This is a genomic window from Bradyrhizobium sp. PUT101 (assembly GCF_052043945.1).
Lineage (GTDB): Bacteria > Pseudomonadota > Alphaproteobacteria > Rhizobiales > Xanthobacteraceae > Bradyrhizobium.
This window is the reverse complement of sequence record NZ_CP197207.1, coordinates 5,899,563-5,915,008: the sequence shown is the minus strand read 5'-3', so window position 1 is coordinate 5,915,008 and position 15,446 is coordinate 5,899,563. Positions and strand designations below refer to the sequence as shown.

Genomic DNA, 15,446 nt, shown 5'->3' with positions numbered 1-15,446 from the left:
AGCCATGACCATTTCCGATCGCGTCCGCATCAAGGACGTTCGCGTGCTCTCGAACAACTGGACGCCCGTGAAGACCACGACGTTCGAGTACCGGCGTGCCAATGGCGAGTGGCAGACGCAGCACCGCGAGACCTATGAGCGCGACAACGCTGCGGCCGTGCTGCCCTACAACCGCGCCCGGCGCACGGTGATCCTGGTGCGCCAGTTCCGCCTGCCGGCGTTCATCCGCGGCTACGACGATCTCCTGATCGAGGCGGCCGCCGGCGTGCTTGATAACGCCGAGCCCGAGACGCGCATCCGCGCCGAGGCCGAGGAGGAAACCGGCTATCGCCTGCACGACGTGCACAAGGTGTTCGAGGCGTTCATGAGCCCCGGCGCCATCACCGAGAAGCTGCATTTCTTCGTCGCCGAGTACGAGCCTGAGATGCGCGTCAGCGACGGCGGCGGCCTCGAACACGAGGGCGAGGACATCGAGGTGCTGGAGCTCGGCATCGACGAGGCACTTGCGATGATCGCCGACGGCCGCATCATCGACGCCAAGGCGATCATGCTGCTGCAATACGCGGCGCTGCATGTTTTTAAGTAGGTGGTGCTCTTCACCCTCCTCTGGAGGGCAGGGCTATCGCAGATGAGGAAACGCGGCGGGAAACTCGCCTGCGGCCATCCTTCGAGACGCCCGCCTCCGGCGGGCCCTCAGGATGAGGGCGGAGTGTGCAGCAGCAGTTTCAAAGGATACCGCTTTGGCGAAGCCTCATCCTGAGGAGACCGCAAAGCGGTCGTCTCGAAGGACGAGGCGCTTGCTCAGGCCCGTCCCAAAAGTCATATGCGATGGCCCTGCCCTCCAGGGGAGGGTTAAGTGCCACCGTTCGCGCGGCTTCATCGTCCATTGCAATTCTGTCCTGCGTCGCCCTGCTCCCCGTTGAGCAACCCCAAAACTATCTCTAGTCTGGGCCCAACCAAGAACCAGGAGACGCGCCCATGTCCGCTCCGCGCGACGACGAATTCGGCTTTGCGCCCGACTACGACTCCCCCGTTCCCTACATGCAGCGCACGCGGGACTATTACGCGGCGATCGGCTACACCACGCCGTATCGCTGGGCGCATTACACCGAGGCGCCGTTCCAGCCGCTGAAGAAGCCGCTGGCACAGTCCCGCGTCACCATCATCACCACGGCCGCGCCGTTCGATCCGGCCAAGGGCGACCAGGGGCCGGGCGCGGCGTATAATGGCGGCGCCAAATTCTACCAGGTCTATGACGGCGACACGTCGAAAGAGCACGATCTGCGCATCTCGCACATCGGCTACGACCGCAAGCACACCTCGGCCACCGACAGCGGCACCTGGTTTCCGCTGCCGCAACTCTTGAAGGCCAGCGCCGCGGGACGGATCGGCGAAGTGAGCCAGCGCTTCTTCGGCGCGCCGACCAACCGCAGCCACCGCGTCACGCTCGACACCGACGCGCCGGAGATCCTGGCGCGCTGCCTTGCCGACAAGGTCGACGCCGCGGTGCTAGTGCCGAACTGCCCGGTCTGTCACCAGACCACGGCGCTGGTGGCGCGGCATCTGGAGCGGAACGGCATTGCGACCGTGGTCATGGGCTGCGCCAAGGACATCGTCGAGCACGCGGCGGTGCCGCGCTTCTTGTTCAGCGACTTCCCGCTCGGCAATTCCGCCGGCAAGCCGCATGACATCGCCTCGCAGGCGCGGACGCTCGAGCTGGCGCTCGAGCTGCTGGAGACCGCGAGCGGCCCGCAGACCACGATGCAGTCGCCGCTGCGCTGGAGCGAGGACGCCTCCTGGAAGCTCGACTACAACAACGTTGCGCAGCTCGCCCCTGAAGAGCTGGCGCGGCGCCGCGCCGAATTCGACAAGCAGAAGGAGATCGCGCGCGGCAACCGCGCCGCCTGACGTCCTCCGACAACGATAACAAAGAGGGGAGAGCGACGTGACGCGACCGTTCGAGGGCGTGAAGATCCTGGACTTCACGCAAGTGCTGGCCGGCCCCTATGCGAGCTACCAGCTCGCGCTGCTGGGGGCCGACGTCATCAAGGTCGAGCGGCGCGAGGGCGAGGACATGCGCCGCACGCCGCTTTCCCGCGAATGGGCCGAGCGCGGGCTGGCGCCGGCGTTCCAGGCCGTCAACGGCAACAAGCGCAGCCTGACGCTCGATCTGCAGAGGCCGGAGGCGATCGCGATCGTGAAGAAGCTCGCGAGCCAGGTCGACGTCGTCATGGAGAATTTTCGCCCGGGCGTGATGGACAAGCTCGGCCTCGGCTACGAGGCGCTGTCCGCGATCAATCCCAAGCTGATCTATTGCGCGGTCTCCGGCTTCGGCCAGACCGGCCCGGACCGCCTGCGGCCCGGCTACGACGGCAAGATGCAGGCGCTGTCGGGCATCATGGCGATCACCGGCCACCCCGAAACCGGGCCGACCCGCGCCGGCTTTGCGGTGTGCGACGTGCTGTCGGGCGCGACGGCCGCGTTCGGCGTGTCGAGCGCGCTGTATCAGCGCGACCGCACCGGCAAGGGCCAGCTCATCGACGTCTCCATGCTGGAGGCGACGCTGGCATTTCTCTCAGGGCAGATCGCGGACTGGTCGGTCGCCGGCCATCGCCAGACACTTTCGGGCAACCAGGCGGTGAGCCGCAGGACCACGGCCAACCTGTTCAAATGCGGCGACGGCCATATCCTGCTCGCCGTCAACAACGAGAAGCAGTACCGCGCGCTGATGAGCGCGCTCGGCCGCGAGGACACGCTGAGCGATCCGCGCTTCGCCGACTGGTTTTCGCGCAACGAGAACGAGCCCGCGCTCCGCGCGATCATCGAGGCGGCGCTCGCGGCAAGGCCGGCGCGCGAATGGGAGACGATTCTGGAAGATGCCGGTGCGCCCTGCGCCAGCATCTGGAAGGTCGAGGAGGTGATCGACCATCCGCAAGTGAAGGCGCGCGGAGCGATCCAGGAGCTCGACACGCCCTATGGCCACCTTCGTTTCGCCGGCAGTGGGTTCAAGCTCGCGCATGGCGGCGGCAGGCTGGATCGGATGGCGCCGGAGCTGGGCGCGGATACGGATGCGGTGCTCGGCGAGCTGGGGTTTGATGCGGGGGAGATCGCGGCACTGCGGGCGCAGGAGGTTGTTTAGAGCGCCACGCATTCCACCGCCGCCAAATCAGAACAACGACCCCTGCCCGTCATCCGCCGGCGCAGCAGCAACCTTCCGCACCGCCTTCCTGGGCTTCGCAGCCTCCGCCTCCATCTCCTCCGCGCTGATCGGCAGCACGAGCTGCTCGTCGTCATTGGCAACGCGGTTGACGCGGGTGGAAACGGGGTGCCAGGCGAATTCGCCGAGGCGCGGGGCCGTCATCAGCGGCAGGATCGCGTCGACCTCGTCGCCGCTTATATCGAGCCAGCGCTCGAAATCGCGCGGGCTGATGGTGACGGGCACGCGGTCATGCAGCGCGGCGAGGTCCTCGCCTGCCGCCGCCGTGACGATCGCGACCGTGTCGAGCTCCTCGCCGTTCGGCCCGACCCAGGTTTCGAACACTGCGGCAAAGCCGAGCGGTTCGCCGTCGGCGCGGTGGATGAAGAAGGGCTGCTTGCGGCCGTCTTCCATCTTCCACTCGTAATAGCCATCGGCCGGAATCAGGCCGCGCCGGCGGCGAATCGCCCTCTTGAAGGCGGGCTTCTCCAGCACCGTCTCGGCGCGGGCATTGATCAGGAGCGTAAATCCGCGCGGATCCTTGACCCAGCCCGGCAGCAGCCCCCAGCGCATCAGGCGGAAATGGCGCGCGCCGTTCTCGACCAGCACGACCGGAATCGGTTGTGTCGGGGCGACATTGTACCGGGGCGGGAAATTCGGCTGCTCGACATAGCCGAACAGTTGCCGCAAAGCCGCGGGGGCCGAAGTTATGACGAAGCGTCCACACATGCCTGGGCATCTATATAAGGTCCGTTCAGGTCCTTTTAACCCCGAACGCTAACACTGCGGCAGATGAGCTCAACGGCCTCCCAACCCGCGCGGACGCATGTACAGACGGGCCCCGAGGCACAGGCCTGGGCCGAGCGGCTGCGTGTGGCCAATATCAACCCGCGCACCGGGCTTGCCACCGACTATCTCAACCATTTCAATGAAGCCGTGATGCTGCTCGAAATGGTCCCGGACATGCCGGAATGCGCCGATGACTTCCTGACCTGGACGCCACTGTCGTATGCCGAGCATTTCACGGCGTCGAATTTCAAGGCGCGGGACCTCGCCATCGAGGCCTATGAGAAGGCCGATCCCAATGTGCGCGCCCAGTTCGACCACATCACGGACACCATGACCTCGATCCTGACCGCGGTCGGCTCGGCCATGCGCGAAGTCGAGAAGGACACGACCCGCGTCCGCCTCGCCGAGCAGGCCACCCTCTGGGTCAAGCCGTTGATCGCGGCCTGCGGCGGCATCATCAATGGCGGCGCGGAAGCCGACGTCGACACCATCATGGCGAACTAGGCCCGTGAGACTGGATCGAACCTTGCTCCGCGCACTGTCCACCTCTCCCATCGGAAGGGGTCGGCGCGCAGCGCCGGCTGAGGGGCTTTGGTCCCTCCAAGGAGCTGAGCCCCCTAACCCGATTTGCTGCGCAAATCGACCTCTCCCCGCTGCGGAGAGGTGAAGTCGCCATGGCGGTCGTCCAGCCCACCCATCCCCAGCTCGCGGTCAGCGCGGCCATCTTCCGCGACGGCAAGGTGCTGCTGGTCCGCCGCGCCCGTTCGCCTGCCAGGGGGTTCTATTCGCTTCCGGGCGGCCGGGTCGAATTCGGCGAATCGCTGCATCAGGCCCTGAGCCGCGAGGTCGACGAGGAAACCGGCCTTCGTATCGAGATCATTGGCCTCGCCGGCTGGCGCGAGGTGCTGCCGGCAGCAGCTGGCGCCGGCCATTACCTGATCATGTCCTTTGCCGCCCGCTGGGCGGGCAGGGAACCGGCTCTGAACGACGAGCTCGACGATTACCGCTGGATCGCGCCGGACGCCCTAGCGAGCCTCGGCGACCTCAAGCTGACCGGGGGGCTCGAGGAGATCATCCAGTCCGCCGCCCGGCTGATCGGCCCCTGACCGAACGTCGAACTCCGACACTTCTCCCGCTTGCCGGGGGAGGAGCGCACCGTCCGCGCGGCTCCGCCTTGCGTCCACCGCCCCGAGGGGGCATACAGCCCGCCGATGTCCACGCGATTTCTGGCCATTTTTGCCCTGATTCTCGCCTGCGCCGCCGGGTCCGTCCGGGCCCAGGACGTGGCAGCGCCGTTTGACGCCGATTTGCAGCGGCTGGCCGAGATCCTCGGCGGCCTGCACTATCTACGCGGCATCTGCGGGTCCAACGAGGGCAACAAATGGCGCAACGAGATGCAGGCGCTGATCGAGGCCGAAACCCCCTCCGGGGAGCGCCGCACCCGTATGATCGCCGGATTCAACCGCGGCTATAACGGCTTTCAGCAGACCTACCGGAGCTGCACGCCGGCCGCGACGGTGGCGATCCGCCGCTACATCGAGGAAGGCTCGAAGATCTCGCGGGATCTGACCGCGCGCTACGCAAACTAGGTTCTCTCCACCTGTCATTCGGGGGCGCGCGTAGCGCGAGCCCGGAATCCATTGTGCGGCAGTCTCTGCGGCCAGATGGATTCCGGGCTCGCGACTTCGTCGCGCCCCGGAATGACGGCGGCAGATGCGGGCGCGGCGCGACGGGAACCCTGTCATCGACTTTGTGCACAGCCGTTAACCGTTCTTAAAGATGTGGCCTAGCGGTCGTTAACGCCCGTGCTACACCTCTCGCACAGCGCATCGCCGTGGATCGCGCCCCAGCCTTGACCGAGTTTCATGAACCAGCCGATTTCCTACGCCCGCGCGCCGCTGCCCGATCACGAGCAGAAACAAGCTGCCCTGAGCTATCTCAACGAGGCCTGGGCCGAAGCGCGCCATGACGGCGTCGACGGCGATTGCCTCGCGCAGGCGAGCCTGTTCGCGGCACTGGCCGAACTCGTCGGCACCTATGGCGAGGACGCGGTAGCGAAGTTCGTCGAGGGCTTTCCTGGCCGCATTCGCAACGGCGAGTTCTCGGTCGGCATCTCCAGGCAGTAAGCCCGTCGAAAATGACCCCGCCACGCAGGCGGGGCCAGTCGACGGATGAAAGACTTTGCGGCATGTTCGCGAAGTCTGCCGCGAGTTATCGCACGGAAGTTGTTTCCTCCCGACAAGCACTAATCTCACATTGGCCGGGAGATATTCCCCGGAAGCATCGGGATTGGATTTAATCCGTCTCGATCGGCAGCGCCGGATCCCTCGCCCATTCGCCCATCGAGGCGTCGTAGAGCGTCAGCTTGTCATAGCCGAGCTGCGCCAGCATGAGCAGATCGATTGTCGCCGAGATGCCGCCGCCGCAATACAGGATGACATCCTTGTCTCGCGTGACGCCTTGGGCGGCGAATTTCGCTTCGGCGTCTGCGAGCGTCGTCAGGGTCCTGTCGGGATTGACGAGGGTTGCTGCTGATACGTTGACGCTGCCGGGAACGCGGCCGGGCCTGCCATAGCGACTCGGTTCGAGGCCGGAATGAAACTGCGGTCCGAGCGCATTGACGATCACGGTCGAGGGATCGCCGATCCGCGACATCACCGCGGCCCTATCGACGAAGCAGCCCGTGCGCGGCGTCGCCTTGAATGTCGTCGCCGGATATCCCTTCGGTGCGCCTGTCTCGATCGGCCGCCCCTCCTCCTTCCACTTGTCGAAACCGCCGTCGAGCACGAGCGCATCGACTCCGAGCGAGCGCAGCATCCACCAGAACCGCGTCGACCACATCATCGTGCCGATGCTGTAGAGCACGATGGTCTTGGATGCGTCGGCGCCGTGGCGGCCGAAGGCGGCCTCCAACTGGGCCACATCAGGCATCATGAAGAAGTGCTGCGCCGAGGCGTCGGAGAACTCGCCTTGCAGGTCGAGGAAATCGGCGCCCGGGATGTGGCCGGCCGCGAACGTCTTGTCGCCGGGGACCGCGCGGTACGGCACGTCGCTGCCCGGCGGCACCGGCTCGTTGTAGGTCGTGCAATCGTAGAGGCGCAGATCGGGATCGCCGAGGATGGCGGCGAGCTGCTCGGTGGTGATGAGGGGTGTCGGCTGGGACATTGGACCACTCTCCCGTTCGAGAGGAAGTCTAGACCTCTCTCCTCGTCATTGCGAGGAGCTCTTGCGACGAAGCAATCCAGACTGCCTCCATCGAAAGATTCTGGAATGCTTCGCTGCGCTCGCAATGACGGGAATGGGTGCGTTCCCCCCCGACAGAAGTCCCTACGCCTTCAGCGTCTCCAGAAACCGCACCGGCTCGCCTTGCGACGACGCCACGAGCTCGCCTTGCCACATCACGCGGCGGCCGCGGATGAAGGTGCCGACGGGCCAGCCCGTCACGCGCACGCCGTCATAGGGAGTCCAGCCGGCTTTGGACGTGACCCATTTGTTGGTGATGGTCTCGCTGCGCTTCAAATCGACGATGGTGAAATCGGCGTCGTAGCCGGCGGCGATTCGCCCCTTGCAGGCGATGTTGTAGAGGCGTGCGGGACCGGCGCTGGTGAGGTCGACGAACCTCGCCAGCGACAGCCGGCCGGCGTTGACGTGATCGAGCATGATCGGCACCAGCGTCTGCACGCCGGTCATGCCCGAGGGCGAGGCCGGATAGGTCTTCGACTTCTCCTCGAGCGTATGCGGGGCGTGGTCGGAGCCGAGCACGTCGATGATGCCCTGCTCGATGCCGCGCCAGATGCCGGCGCGATGATCGGCCCCGCGCACCGGCGGGTTCATCTGCGCGAGCGTGCCGAGCCGCTCGTAGCATTCGGGCGCGACCAGCGTGAGATGATGCGGCGTCGCTTCGCAGGAGGCGACATCCTTGTGGTCGCGCAGGAACTCGATCTCTTCCCTGGTCGAGATGTGCAGCACGTGAATGCGCTTACCCGTCTCGTGCGCGAGCTTGACCAGTCGCTGCGTCGCCATCAGCGCCGCGGTCTCGTCGCGCCAGACCGGATGCGAGCGCGCATCGCCCTCGATGCGCTGCGGTTTGCGCTCGTTGAGCCGATACTCGTCCTCGGCGTGGAAGGCCGCACGGCGGCGGATCACCTGGAAGATGCGGCGCAGGCTTTCGTCGTCCTCCACCAGCAGTGCGCCGGTCGAGGAGCCGATGAACACCTTGACGCCGGCGCAGCCGGGTGCGCGCTCGAGCACCGGCAGGTCCTGCACGTTCTCGCGGGTGCCGCCGATGAAGAAGGCGAAATCGCAATGCATGCGGTGATTGGCCCGCTTCACCTTGTCGGTGAATTCGGCCTCCGTCACCGTCAGCGGCGCCGTGTTCGGCATTTCGAACACGGCGGTGACGCCGCCCATCACGGCGCTGCGCGAGCCGGTTTCGAGGTTTTCCTTGTGCTCCAGCCCGGGCTCGCGGAAATGCACCTGCGTGTCCATCACGCCGGGCAGGATGTGCAGGCCCTTGCAGTCGATCACCTCCGCGGCGCTGCCTTGCGACAGCGGCCCCAGCTCGGCGATGCGACCGCCCGCGATGCCGATGTCGCGGACAGCCTCCCCGTCCTGGTTGACCACGGTGCCGCCCTTGAGGATCACATCGAAACGCTGGCTCATGGCTGAAGGCCTCTCTCGTCCCCAAGCGCAGGGCTCGAGGTCTTGTCGTTTATGCGTTGCGGGCTTACGTTCCGGAGCAACATGTCGCAAGAGATTTTCGCATGAAATCGGCGTTTCTTCTCGACCGGGGCGTGATCAAGGTCGCAGGCGAGGATGCGCGCAACTTCCTCAACGGCCTGGTCACGACCGACCTCGACAGGCTGAAACCAGGCCTGGGGCGATTCGGCGCGCTGCTGACGCCACAGGGCAAGATCATCGTGGACTTCCTGATCACGGAAGCGCCCGCGGGTCACGGCGGCGGGTTCCTGATCGACTGCCCGAAAGCGCTGGCAGATAGCCTCGCCACCAAGCTGAAATTCTACAAGCTGCGGGCCAAGGTCACGGTCGACAACCTTTCCGACGATCTCGGCGTGCTCGCGGCCTGGGACGGCCAGCCCGCGGCCCAGCCGGACCTCGCCTTCGTCGATCCGCGGAATGAAGGGCTCGGCTACCGCATCCTGATCCCGGACAATCTCAAGCAGAAGCTGTCCGACCTGATCGGTGCCAAGCTGGTCGATGCGGCCGAATACGAGGCGCACCGCATCGCGCTCGGCGTGCCCCGCGGCGGGCTCGACTTCATGTACAGCGATGCGTTCCCGCACGAGACCAACATGGATCGTCTCGCCGGCGTCGATTTCGACAAGGGCTGCTATGTCGGTCAGGAGGTCGTCTCGCGCATGCAGCATCGTGGCACTGCACGCACGCGCAGCGTGAAGGTGCTGCTCGACGGTGCTTCGCCCGAGCCGGGTGCGACCATTCTCGCCGGCGACAAGCCGGTCGGCACCATCGGCTCGACCGCCGGCGGCAAGGGCATTGCCCTGGTCCGCATCGACCGCGTCGCGGAAGCGCTCGACGCGGGCCAGCCGCTCACCGCTGGTGGGCTGCCTCTGACGCTCGCCGAACCAGACGTCGTTCGAATTCCAGCCAAGCAGCCCAACGCATGAGCCGTGCTCCCCGCCTGCATCCCGACGGCCTGAAGCGGTGCCCCTGGCCTGGCGAAGATCCGCTTTATGTCGCCTATCACGACACCGAATGGGGCGTGCCGGAATATGACGACCGCGCGCTGTATGAGAAGCTGATGCTCGACGGCTTCCAGGCCGGGCTGTCCTGGATCACGATCCTGCGCAAGCGCGACAATTTCCGTAAAGCCTTCGACGATTTCCAGCCGGAGAAGATCGCGCGCTACAACGCGAAGAAGGTCCATGCGCTGATGAACGATGCCGGCATCGTGCGCAACAAGGCCAAGATCGATGGCGCGATCCTGAGCGCGAAATCCTATCTCGATATCATGGAGAAGGGCCCGGGCTTCTCGAAGCTGCTGTGGGACTTCATGGACGGAAGGCCGCAGGTCAACCAGTTCAAGACCACCGCGAGCGTGCCGGCCTCGACGCCGCTGTCCGTGCAGATCTCCAAGGAGCTGGCCTCGCGCGGCTTCAAATTCGTCGGCCCGACCATCGTCTATGCCTTCATGCAGGCGACCGGCATGGTCAACGATCATCTCGTCGACTGCCACTGCCACGCCACCTGCGGCAAGACGCAGCGCAAGCCGCGCCTCAAGGCCAAATGACGGCGAAGAAGACCGCGCGCGATGCGCAGTCCCGCGCCTGGCAGCGCATGCTGTCGGGCCGGCGGCTCGACCTGCTCGATCCATCGCCGCTCGACATCGAGATCGCCGACATCGCGCACGGCCTTGCCCGCGTCGCGCGCTGGAATGGGCAGACCATCGGCGCGCACATCTTTTCGGTTGCGCAGCACACGCTGCTGGTGGAAACCGTGCTGCGGCACGAGGTGCCGCGGGCCGACCAGCGCATGCGGCTCGCTGCCCTGCTGCACGATGCGCCGGAATATGTGATCGGCGACATGATCTCGCCGTTCAAGGCCGTGCTCGACGGCCACTACAAGGCAGTCGAGAAGCGCCTGCTCGGCGCCATCCATATCCGCTTCGGCCTGCCGCCGGTGCTGCCCGACGAGATCACGCAAGCCATCAAGGCCGCCGATCGCGGCGCAGCTTACCTCGAGGCAACCGAACTGGCCGGCTTCAGCGAGAGCGAGGCCAAGCGCCTGTTCGGCAAGGATCCCGGCCTGTCCGACGGCATCCGGCGCGACTACCTGACGCCCTGGACGGCGGCGCGGGCCGAGAAGCAGTTTCTGGAGCGATTTGGCGCCGTGTTTGCGTAGGTCCTGCAGGGTGGCAAAGGCGCACTGCGCCGTGCCTTCGCTCTTCGAGCTACGGCGGACATGTCGCTTTGCCCACACTACAATGGCTCGCTATAATCGACGGCAAAAAGGTCTCCCATGATCCATGTCTGTTCCCTCGCCGCGCTTCCCGAAACTGTCCGCATCACCGGCGCCAGCCACGTGTTGACGGTGATGGCCAATGTTGGGCAGGTGGCACGTCCGGTGTCGGTGCTGCCGGCCAACCACCTCAAGGTGTCAATGGACGACATCACCGAGGAGATGGACGGCTTCGTCGCACCATCGGAGGCGCATATCGAGCAGGTGCTGAACTTCGTGCGCGGCTGGGACCGCGGTGCACCGCTGGTGGTGCATTGCTATGCCGGCATCAGCCGCTCCACCGCGAGCGCGTTCGCGGCCGCCTGCGCGCTCAATCCGAATCGCGATGAGATCGAGATTGCCAGGAAGATCCGCGCGGCTTCGCCGATCGCCTCGCCGAACCGGCGCATCGTCGACCTCGCCGATCGTGCACTCGGGCGCAACGGCCGCATGCTGCGCGCGCTCGACGAGATGGGTCCCGGTGCGATGATGGTGGAAGGCCGCCCCTTCGTAATCGAGCTCGAATGAGAATTGCATCGAATAGCAGCCGCAACGGGACTGCGCCCCCTCTCCCGCTTGCGAGAGAGGGTTGGGGAGAGGGTGTCGCCTCATTGGGAGTCCCCAAGAGGCGAGAGCCCTCACCCGCGCCTTCGGCGCGACCTCTCCCGCACGCGAGAGAGGTGCAGCGAGGCCGCGGAGAGAGCCGCTCAGCCAACCTACACCGACGCATTTCTCTCTCAGGCGCGATCCCAGCCGCATGAGCGACACGCAGCTGACGCCGATCGAGATTGGCCTCACCGCCGCAATCGTCGCGATCGAAAACCACGAGCCGCTGATCCTGACCGCACCTGGTGCCGACGGGCTTGCCGGCCTGCCGTTCGGCCCGTTCGACGCGGTGAGCCATCGCACCTTCGAGATCGGCCTGCGCGCCTGGGTCGAGCAGCAGGCGGGCCTGCGGCTTGGCTATGTCGAGCAGCTCTACACCTTCGGCGATCGCGGCCGCCATGCCGAGGCCGGCGATACCGGCGCGCATATGGTGTCGATCGGCTATCTCGCACTGACACGCCCTGTGGACGGCGAGCTCGCCGCAAACGCGGCGAGCTTTGCGCCATGGTATCGCTTCTTCCCCTGGGAAGACTGGCGCGAGCAACCGCCGGCGATCATCGCCCGCGACATCATTCCGGCGCTGACGAAGTGGGCCGAGGAGGAAACGCCGGAGACGACGCGCGCGCTGCCGCGGAAGGATCGCGTGCGGTTCTATTTCGGTCTCGACGGCGCGCCCTGGGATGAGGAACGCGTGCTCGACCGCTATGAGCTGCTGTACGAGGCAGGGCTGATCGAGGAAGCGCGGCGCGATGGCCGCCCTGCGGCATTAGCGCGCAAGACGCTTCCCCCGCTCGGGACGTCGATGCGTTTCGACCACCGCCGGATTCTCGCCACTGCGATCGCGCGGCTGCGTGCAAAGCTGAAGTATCGTCCTGTCATCTTTGAACTTTTGCCAGCTGAATTCACACTTACCGAACTGCAGCACACGGTGGAGGCGATCTCCGGCCGGCATCTGCACAAGCAGAATTTCCGTCGCCTGGTCGAAATGGAAGCCCTGGTCGAACCGACCGGCGTCATGTCGACACAGACGGGCGGACGGCCGGCGGCGCTCTACCGCTTCCGCCGCGACGTGCTCCAGGAGCGGCCCGCGCCGGGCTTGCGCGTGCGCTCCCGGCGCTAGATCCTGATATTTGTGGTACCGGCCCCTGCCCGCCGGTTGCCTGGAGGCTTCATGTTCGACGGCCCGTTTGACGTCTTTGCGCTGATCATTGCGATCATCGCCTTCCTGATCGCGATCAAGGCAACCAGCCAGGCGACCGAGCTGCGCCGCCGGCTGAACTCCCTCGAAGAGATGTTTTACGCGCAGCGGCAGGTGCAGCCGCCGCCGTTGATGCCCGCGGCGGTGCAGACCGAAGCGCCCGCAACAGCTCCGGCGGAGCCGCCGCCGCTTGCGCCCGAAACCGAGCTTGCGTCGCCTCCGCCGGTCACCGCAGACGTTTCGCCGCCCCCACTCGAGGCCGGGACCGAGGCCGGCGCACCACCGCCGCTGCCCGCACCGGCGCCCGGGTTAGAGGAGCGGCTCGGCACCCGCTGGGTGGTGTGGATCGGCGGGCTCGCGCTCGCGCTCGGCGGCTTCTTCATGGTGCGCTATTCGATCGAGGCCGGCCTCCTCGGCCCCGGCGTGCGCGTGTTCCTCGGCGGATTGTTCGCGCTGGCGCTGTTAGGGGCCGGCGAATGGACGCGGCGCAGGGAGAGCATCTCGAGCATCCAGGCGCTGCCGATCGCCAATATCCCCGCGATCCTCACCGCGGCCGGCACGGCGGTAGCGTTCGCGACCATCTACGCTGCCTATGCGCTTTACGGCTTCCTCGTGCCCGCAACCGCCTTCGTGCTGCTCGGCCTGGTCGCACTCGGCACGCTCGCCGCCGCGCTGCTGCACGGGCCCGCGCTCGCCGGCCTCGGCGTGGTCGGCGCCTTCGTGACGCCGATCCTCGTCTCCAGCGGCAAGCCGGACTACTGGGCGCTCTACATCTATCTTGCGATCGTCACCGCCGCGAGCTTTGGCCTCGCCCGTATCCGGTTGTGGCGCTGGCTTGCGGTCACGACAATCGTCTTCGCCGTGCTCTGGATCTTCCCGGGTCTCGACGCCGCCGAACTGCAGGTCGCGCCGCACGCCTTCCATGTCATCGCGGGCTTCGTGCTGGCCGCGCTGCTCGTCGTCTGCGGCTTCATGTTCGGGCCCGGCATCGAGGACGGCGAGATTGAGCCGGTCTCGTCGAGCTCGCTCGGCGCCTATCTGTTCGGCGCGATGCTGATCGTGCTGTCGAGCGCGCATGCCGATCTGGCGTTGATCGCGTTTGCGCTTCTCGTCGGCGCAACCCTGCTCGTCGCCTGGCGTGCGCCGGCGGCCACGGGCGCCCTCGGTGCGGCCGCGGCGACCGTCTTCATCGTGTTCGCCGAATGGGCGGTGCGCGCCAATCCTGACATGCTGGTGCTGCCGGGCGGCCCCATGCCCGGCATCGGACCGACAGCGACCGACAGCGCGGTGACGCTGCACCTGGTGACGGCCGCGATCTTCGCCGCCGGCTTCGGCGTCGCCGGCTTCCTGGCACAAGGCCGCTCGAACTCGGCGATCATTCCGGTGGTGTGGTCGGCGGCCGGCGTCGCGACGCCGATCGCGATCCTGGTCGCGCTCTACGCGCGCATCGCCCATCTCGATCGCTCGATCCCGTTCGCAATCCTCGCCGTACTGCTCGCCGCCGCCTTCGGCGCTGCGACCGAGGCGCTCACGCGCCGCGAGACCCGGCCGGGCGTTGCGATCTCCACTGCCCTGTTCGCGACCGGCACGCTCGGCGCACTGGCGCTGGCGCTGACCTTCGCGCTGGAGAAGGGCTGGCTGACGATCGCGCTTGCGCTGATGTCGCTCGGCACGGCCTGGATCTCGATGCAGCGGCCGATTCCGTTCCTGCGCTGGCTCGCCGCCATCTTCGCGGCGCTCGTCACCGCGCGCATCGCCTACGATCCGCGCATCGTCGGCGACGCCGTCGGCACCACGCCGATTCTGAACTGGCTGCTGTGGGGCTACGGTCTGCCGGCACTTTCGTTCTGGGGCGCGAGCGCCTTCCTGCGCCGCCGCGCCGACGATGCGCCGTTGCGCATGGTCGAGACCGCCGCGATCCTGTTCACCGCGCTGCTCGCCTTCATGGAGATCCGGCACTTTGCGACCGGCGGCCGCATGACCGCGGCCCCCTCGCTGCTCGAATTCGCGCTGCAAGCCTGTATCACGCTGGCGATGGCGATCGGGCTGGAACGCTTGCGGCTGCGGAGCCGCAGCATCGTGCACAATGTCGGCGCGGTCGTGCTGACGGCGATCGCCGGGCTCATCAGCGTGTTTGGCCTGTTGATCCTGGAGAATCCGCTGATGTGGCGCACCGACGTCGGCGGCGCCGTCTTCAATCTGCTGCTGCTGGGCTACGCGCTGCCGGCCGTGCTGATGCTGCTGCTGTCCTATGCGGTGGTCGGCGAGCGCGGCAAGGTCTACGCCAATACGATTGCGGGTGGCGCGCTCGTGTTCGCGCTCGCTTATGTCACGCTGGAGATCCGCCGCTTCTATCACGGGCCGATCCTGTCCACGGGACCGACCACGGGCGCCGAGCAATACACCTATTCGATCGGCTGGCTCGCTTTCGGCGTGGTGCTGCTCGGCGTCGGCATCCTCGTCAATTCGGAACGGGCGCGGCTGGCGTCTGCCGCCGTCATCGCGCTGACGATCCTCAAGGCCTTCGTCATCGACATGTCGACGCTGACGGGCGTCTACCGTGCGCTCTCGTTCATGTGCCTCGGCGTGGTGCTGGTCGCGATCGGCTGGCTGTACCAACGCATCCTGTTCCGGCGGCAGGTTACGCCGCCGCCGGCCGCGCCGCAGACGGGCAGTTGAGGA

At 66.6% G+C, this 15,446-nt stretch carries 16 protein-coding genes; 13 read left to right on the top strand and 3 right to left on the bottom strand.

The genetic code is table 11. The annotated features are described in order from the left end of the window. The first annotated feature begins 4 nt into the window (after positions 1-4). The 3 genes from ACSHT2_RS28340 to ACSHT2_RS28330 all read left to right on the top strand — a co-directional run bounded on the left by ACSHT2_RS28340 (position 5) and on the right by ACSHT2_RS28330 (position 3,139). On the top strand, positions 5-586 hold the full coding sequence (locus tag ACSHT2_RS28340; RefSeq protein WP_440638007.1) for an NUDIX domain-containing protein: 582 nt from the start codon (positions 5-7) through the stop codon (positions 584-586). A 392-nt stretch (positions 587-978) separates the two neighbouring features. After that, complete coding sequence (locus ACSHT2_RS28335; protein ID WP_440638005.1) at positions 979-1,908, top strand: glycine/sarcosine/betaine reductase selenoprotein B family protein; 930 nt, start codon at positions 979-981, stop codon at positions 1,906-1,908. 37 nt (positions 1,909-1,945) lie between these two features. After that, positions 1,946-3,139 carry a CaiB/BaiF CoA transferase family protein gene (locus ACSHT2_RS28330; RefSeq protein WP_440638003.1) on the top strand — a complete coding sequence of 398 codons (1,194 nt, stop codon included), beginning with the start codon at positions 1,946-1,948 and terminating at the stop codon, positions 3,137-3,139. Positions 3,140-3,166: 27 nt separating this feature from the next. Here the strand turns inward: ACSHT2_RS28330 and ACSHT2_RS28325 are convergent, their stop codons facing one another. After that, on the bottom strand, positions 3,167-3,925 hold the full coding sequence (locus ACSHT2_RS28325) for an SOS response-associated peptidase (RefSeq protein ID WP_440638001.1): 759 nt from the start codon (positions 3,923-3,925) through the stop codon (positions 3,167-3,169). Positions 3,926-3,988: 63 nt separating this feature from the next. On the opposite strand from ACSHT2_RS28325, the gene ACSHT2_RS28320 reads away from it, so the two are divergent. The 4 genes from ACSHT2_RS28320 (at position 3,989) to ACSHT2_RS28305 (ending at position 6,111) form a co-directional block, all read left to right on the top strand. Then, positions 3,989-4,489: a hypothetical protein gene (locus tag ACSHT2_RS28320; protein ID WP_440637999.1), complete on the top strand. Its 501-nt coding sequence runs from the start codon at positions 3,989-3,991 to the stop codon at positions 4,487-4,489. A gap of 170 nt (positions 4,490-4,659) precedes the next feature. Continuing rightward, entirely contained in the window at positions 4,660-5,091 is a 432-nt protein-coding gene (locus tag ACSHT2_RS28315) for an NUDIX hydrolase (protein WP_440637997.1), read from the top strand. A 105-nt stretch (positions 5,092-5,196) separates the two neighbouring features. Beyond that, a complete protein-coding gene (locus ACSHT2_RS28310) occupies positions 5,197-5,574 on the top strand; it encodes a TIGR02301 family protein (protein WP_440637995.1) in 378 nt (125 codons plus the stop codon). Between the two features lie 276 nt (positions 5,575-5,850). Next, complete coding sequence (locus tag ACSHT2_RS28305) at positions 5,851-6,111, top strand: hypothetical protein (RefSeq protein ID WP_124159754.1); 261 nt, start codon at positions 5,851-5,853, stop codon at positions 6,109-6,111. 169 nt (positions 6,112-6,280) lie between these two features. On the opposite strand, the gene ACSHT2_RS28300 is transcribed toward ACSHT2_RS28305, so the two are convergent. Beyond that, entirely contained in the window at positions 6,281-7,150 is an 870-nt protein-coding gene (locus ACSHT2_RS28300) for a sulfurtransferase (RefSeq protein WP_440637993.1), read from the bottom strand. Between the two features lie 162 nt (positions 7,151-7,312). Further along, positions 7,313-8,647: a dihydroorotase gene (locus ACSHT2_RS28295; protein WP_440637991.1), complete on the bottom strand. Its 1,335-nt coding sequence runs from the start codon at positions 8,645-8,647 to the stop codon at positions 7,313-7,315. 101 nt (positions 8,648-8,748) lie between these two features. On the opposite strand from ACSHT2_RS28295, the gene ygfZ reads away from it, so the two are divergent. From ygfZ to ACSHT2_RS28265, 6 genes are all read left to right on the top strand, one after another. Continuing rightward, on the top strand, positions 8,749-9,630 hold the full coding sequence (gene ygfZ / locus ACSHT2_RS28290) for a CAF17-like 4Fe-4S cluster assembly/insertion protein YgfZ (RefSeq protein ID WP_440637989.1): 882 nt from the start codon (positions 8,749-8,751) through the stop codon (positions 9,628-9,630). Beyond that, a complete protein-coding gene (locus ACSHT2_RS28285) occupies positions 9,627-10,253 on the top strand; it encodes a DNA-3-methyladenine glycosylase I (protein WP_440637987.1) in 627 nt (208 codons plus the stop codon). Before ygfZ ends, ACSHT2_RS28285 begins: the two co-directional genes overlap by 4 nt. Next, positions 10,250-10,864, top strand: a complete 615-nt coding sequence (locus ACSHT2_RS28280) for a YfbR-like 5'-deoxynucleotidase (protein ID WP_440637985.1) — start codon at positions 10,250-10,252, stop codon at positions 10,862-10,864. The genes ACSHT2_RS28285 and ACSHT2_RS28280 overlap by 4 nt, the downstream gene beginning before the upstream one ends. 117 nt (positions 10,865-10,981) lie before the next feature. Next, complete coding sequence (locus tag ACSHT2_RS28275; protein WP_440637983.1) at positions 10,982-11,488, top strand: tyrosine phosphatase family protein; 507 nt, start codon at positions 10,982-10,984, stop codon at positions 11,486-11,488. A 229-nt stretch (positions 11,489-11,717) separates the two neighbouring features. Beyond that, positions 11,718-12,686, top strand: a complete 969-nt coding sequence (locus ACSHT2_RS28270) for an NUDIX hydrolase (RefSeq protein ID WP_440637981.1) — start codon at positions 11,718-11,720, stop codon at positions 12,684-12,686. Positions 12,687-12,737: 51 nt separating this feature from the next. Beyond that, entirely contained in the window at positions 12,738-15,443 is a 2,706-nt protein-coding gene (locus ACSHT2_RS28265) for a DUF2339 domain-containing protein (protein WP_440637979.1), read from the top strand. Positions 15,444-15,446 lie beyond the last annotated feature (3 nt).

Coding starts and splice junctions, on each gene's coding strand:
- ACSHT2_RS28315 (WP_440637997.1), top strand. CDS start 4,660: ATGGCGGTCGTCCAGCCCACCCATCCCCAGCTCGCGGTCAGCGCGGCC.
- ACSHT2_RS28310 (WP_440637995.1), top strand. CDS start 5,197: ATGTCCACGCGATTTCTGGCCATTTTTGCCCTGATTCTCGCCTGCGCC.
- ACSHT2_RS28300 (WP_440637993.1), bottom strand. CDS start 7,150: ATGTCCCAGCCGACACCCCTCATCACCACCGAGCAGCTCGCCGCCATC.
- ACSHT2_RS28320 (WP_440637999.1), top strand. CDS start 3,989: ATGAGCTCAACGGCCTCCCAACCCGCGCGGACGCATGTACAGACGGGC.
- ACSHT2_RS28340 (WP_440638007.1), top strand. CDS start 5: ATGACCATTTCCGATCGCGTCCGCATCAAGGACGTTCGCGTGCTCTCG.
- ACSHT2_RS28285 (WP_440637987.1), top strand. CDS start 9,627: ATGAGCCGTGCTCCCCGCCTGCATCCCGACGGCCTGAAGCGGTGCCCC.
- ACSHT2_RS28305 (WP_124159754.1), top strand. CDS start 5,851: ATGAACCAGCCGATTTCCTACGCCCGCGCGCCGCTGCCCGATCACGAG.
- ACSHT2_RS28335 (WP_440638005.1), top strand. CDS start 979: ATGTCCGCTCCGCGCGACGACGAATTCGGCTTTGCGCCCGACTACGAC.
- ACSHT2_RS28275 (WP_440637983.1), top strand. CDS start 10,982: ATGATCCATGTCTGTTCCCTCGCCGCGCTTCCCGAAACTGTCCGCATC.
- ACSHT2_RS28325 (WP_440638001.1), bottom strand. CDS start 3,925: ATGTGTGGACGCTTCGTCATAACTTCGGCCCCCGCGGCTTTGCGGCAA.
- ACSHT2_RS28265 (WP_440637979.1), top strand. CDS start 12,738: ATGTTCGACGGCCCGTTTGACGTCTTTGCGCTGATCATTGCGATCATC.
- ACSHT2_RS28280 (WP_440637985.1), top strand. CDS start 10,250: ATGACGGCGAAGAAGACCGCGCGCGATGCGCAGTCCCGCGCCTGGCAG.
- ACSHT2_RS28270 (WP_440637981.1), top strand. CDS start 11,718: ATGAGCGACACGCAGCTGACGCCGATCGAGATTGGCCTCACCGCCGCA.
- ACSHT2_RS28295 (WP_440637991.1), bottom strand. CDS start 8,647: ATGAGCCAGCGTTTCGATGTGATCCTCAAGGGCGGCACCGTGGTCAAC.
- ygfZ (WP_440637989.1), top strand. CDS start 8,749: ATGAAATCGGCGTTTCTTCTCGACCGGGGCGTGATCAAGGTCGCAGGC.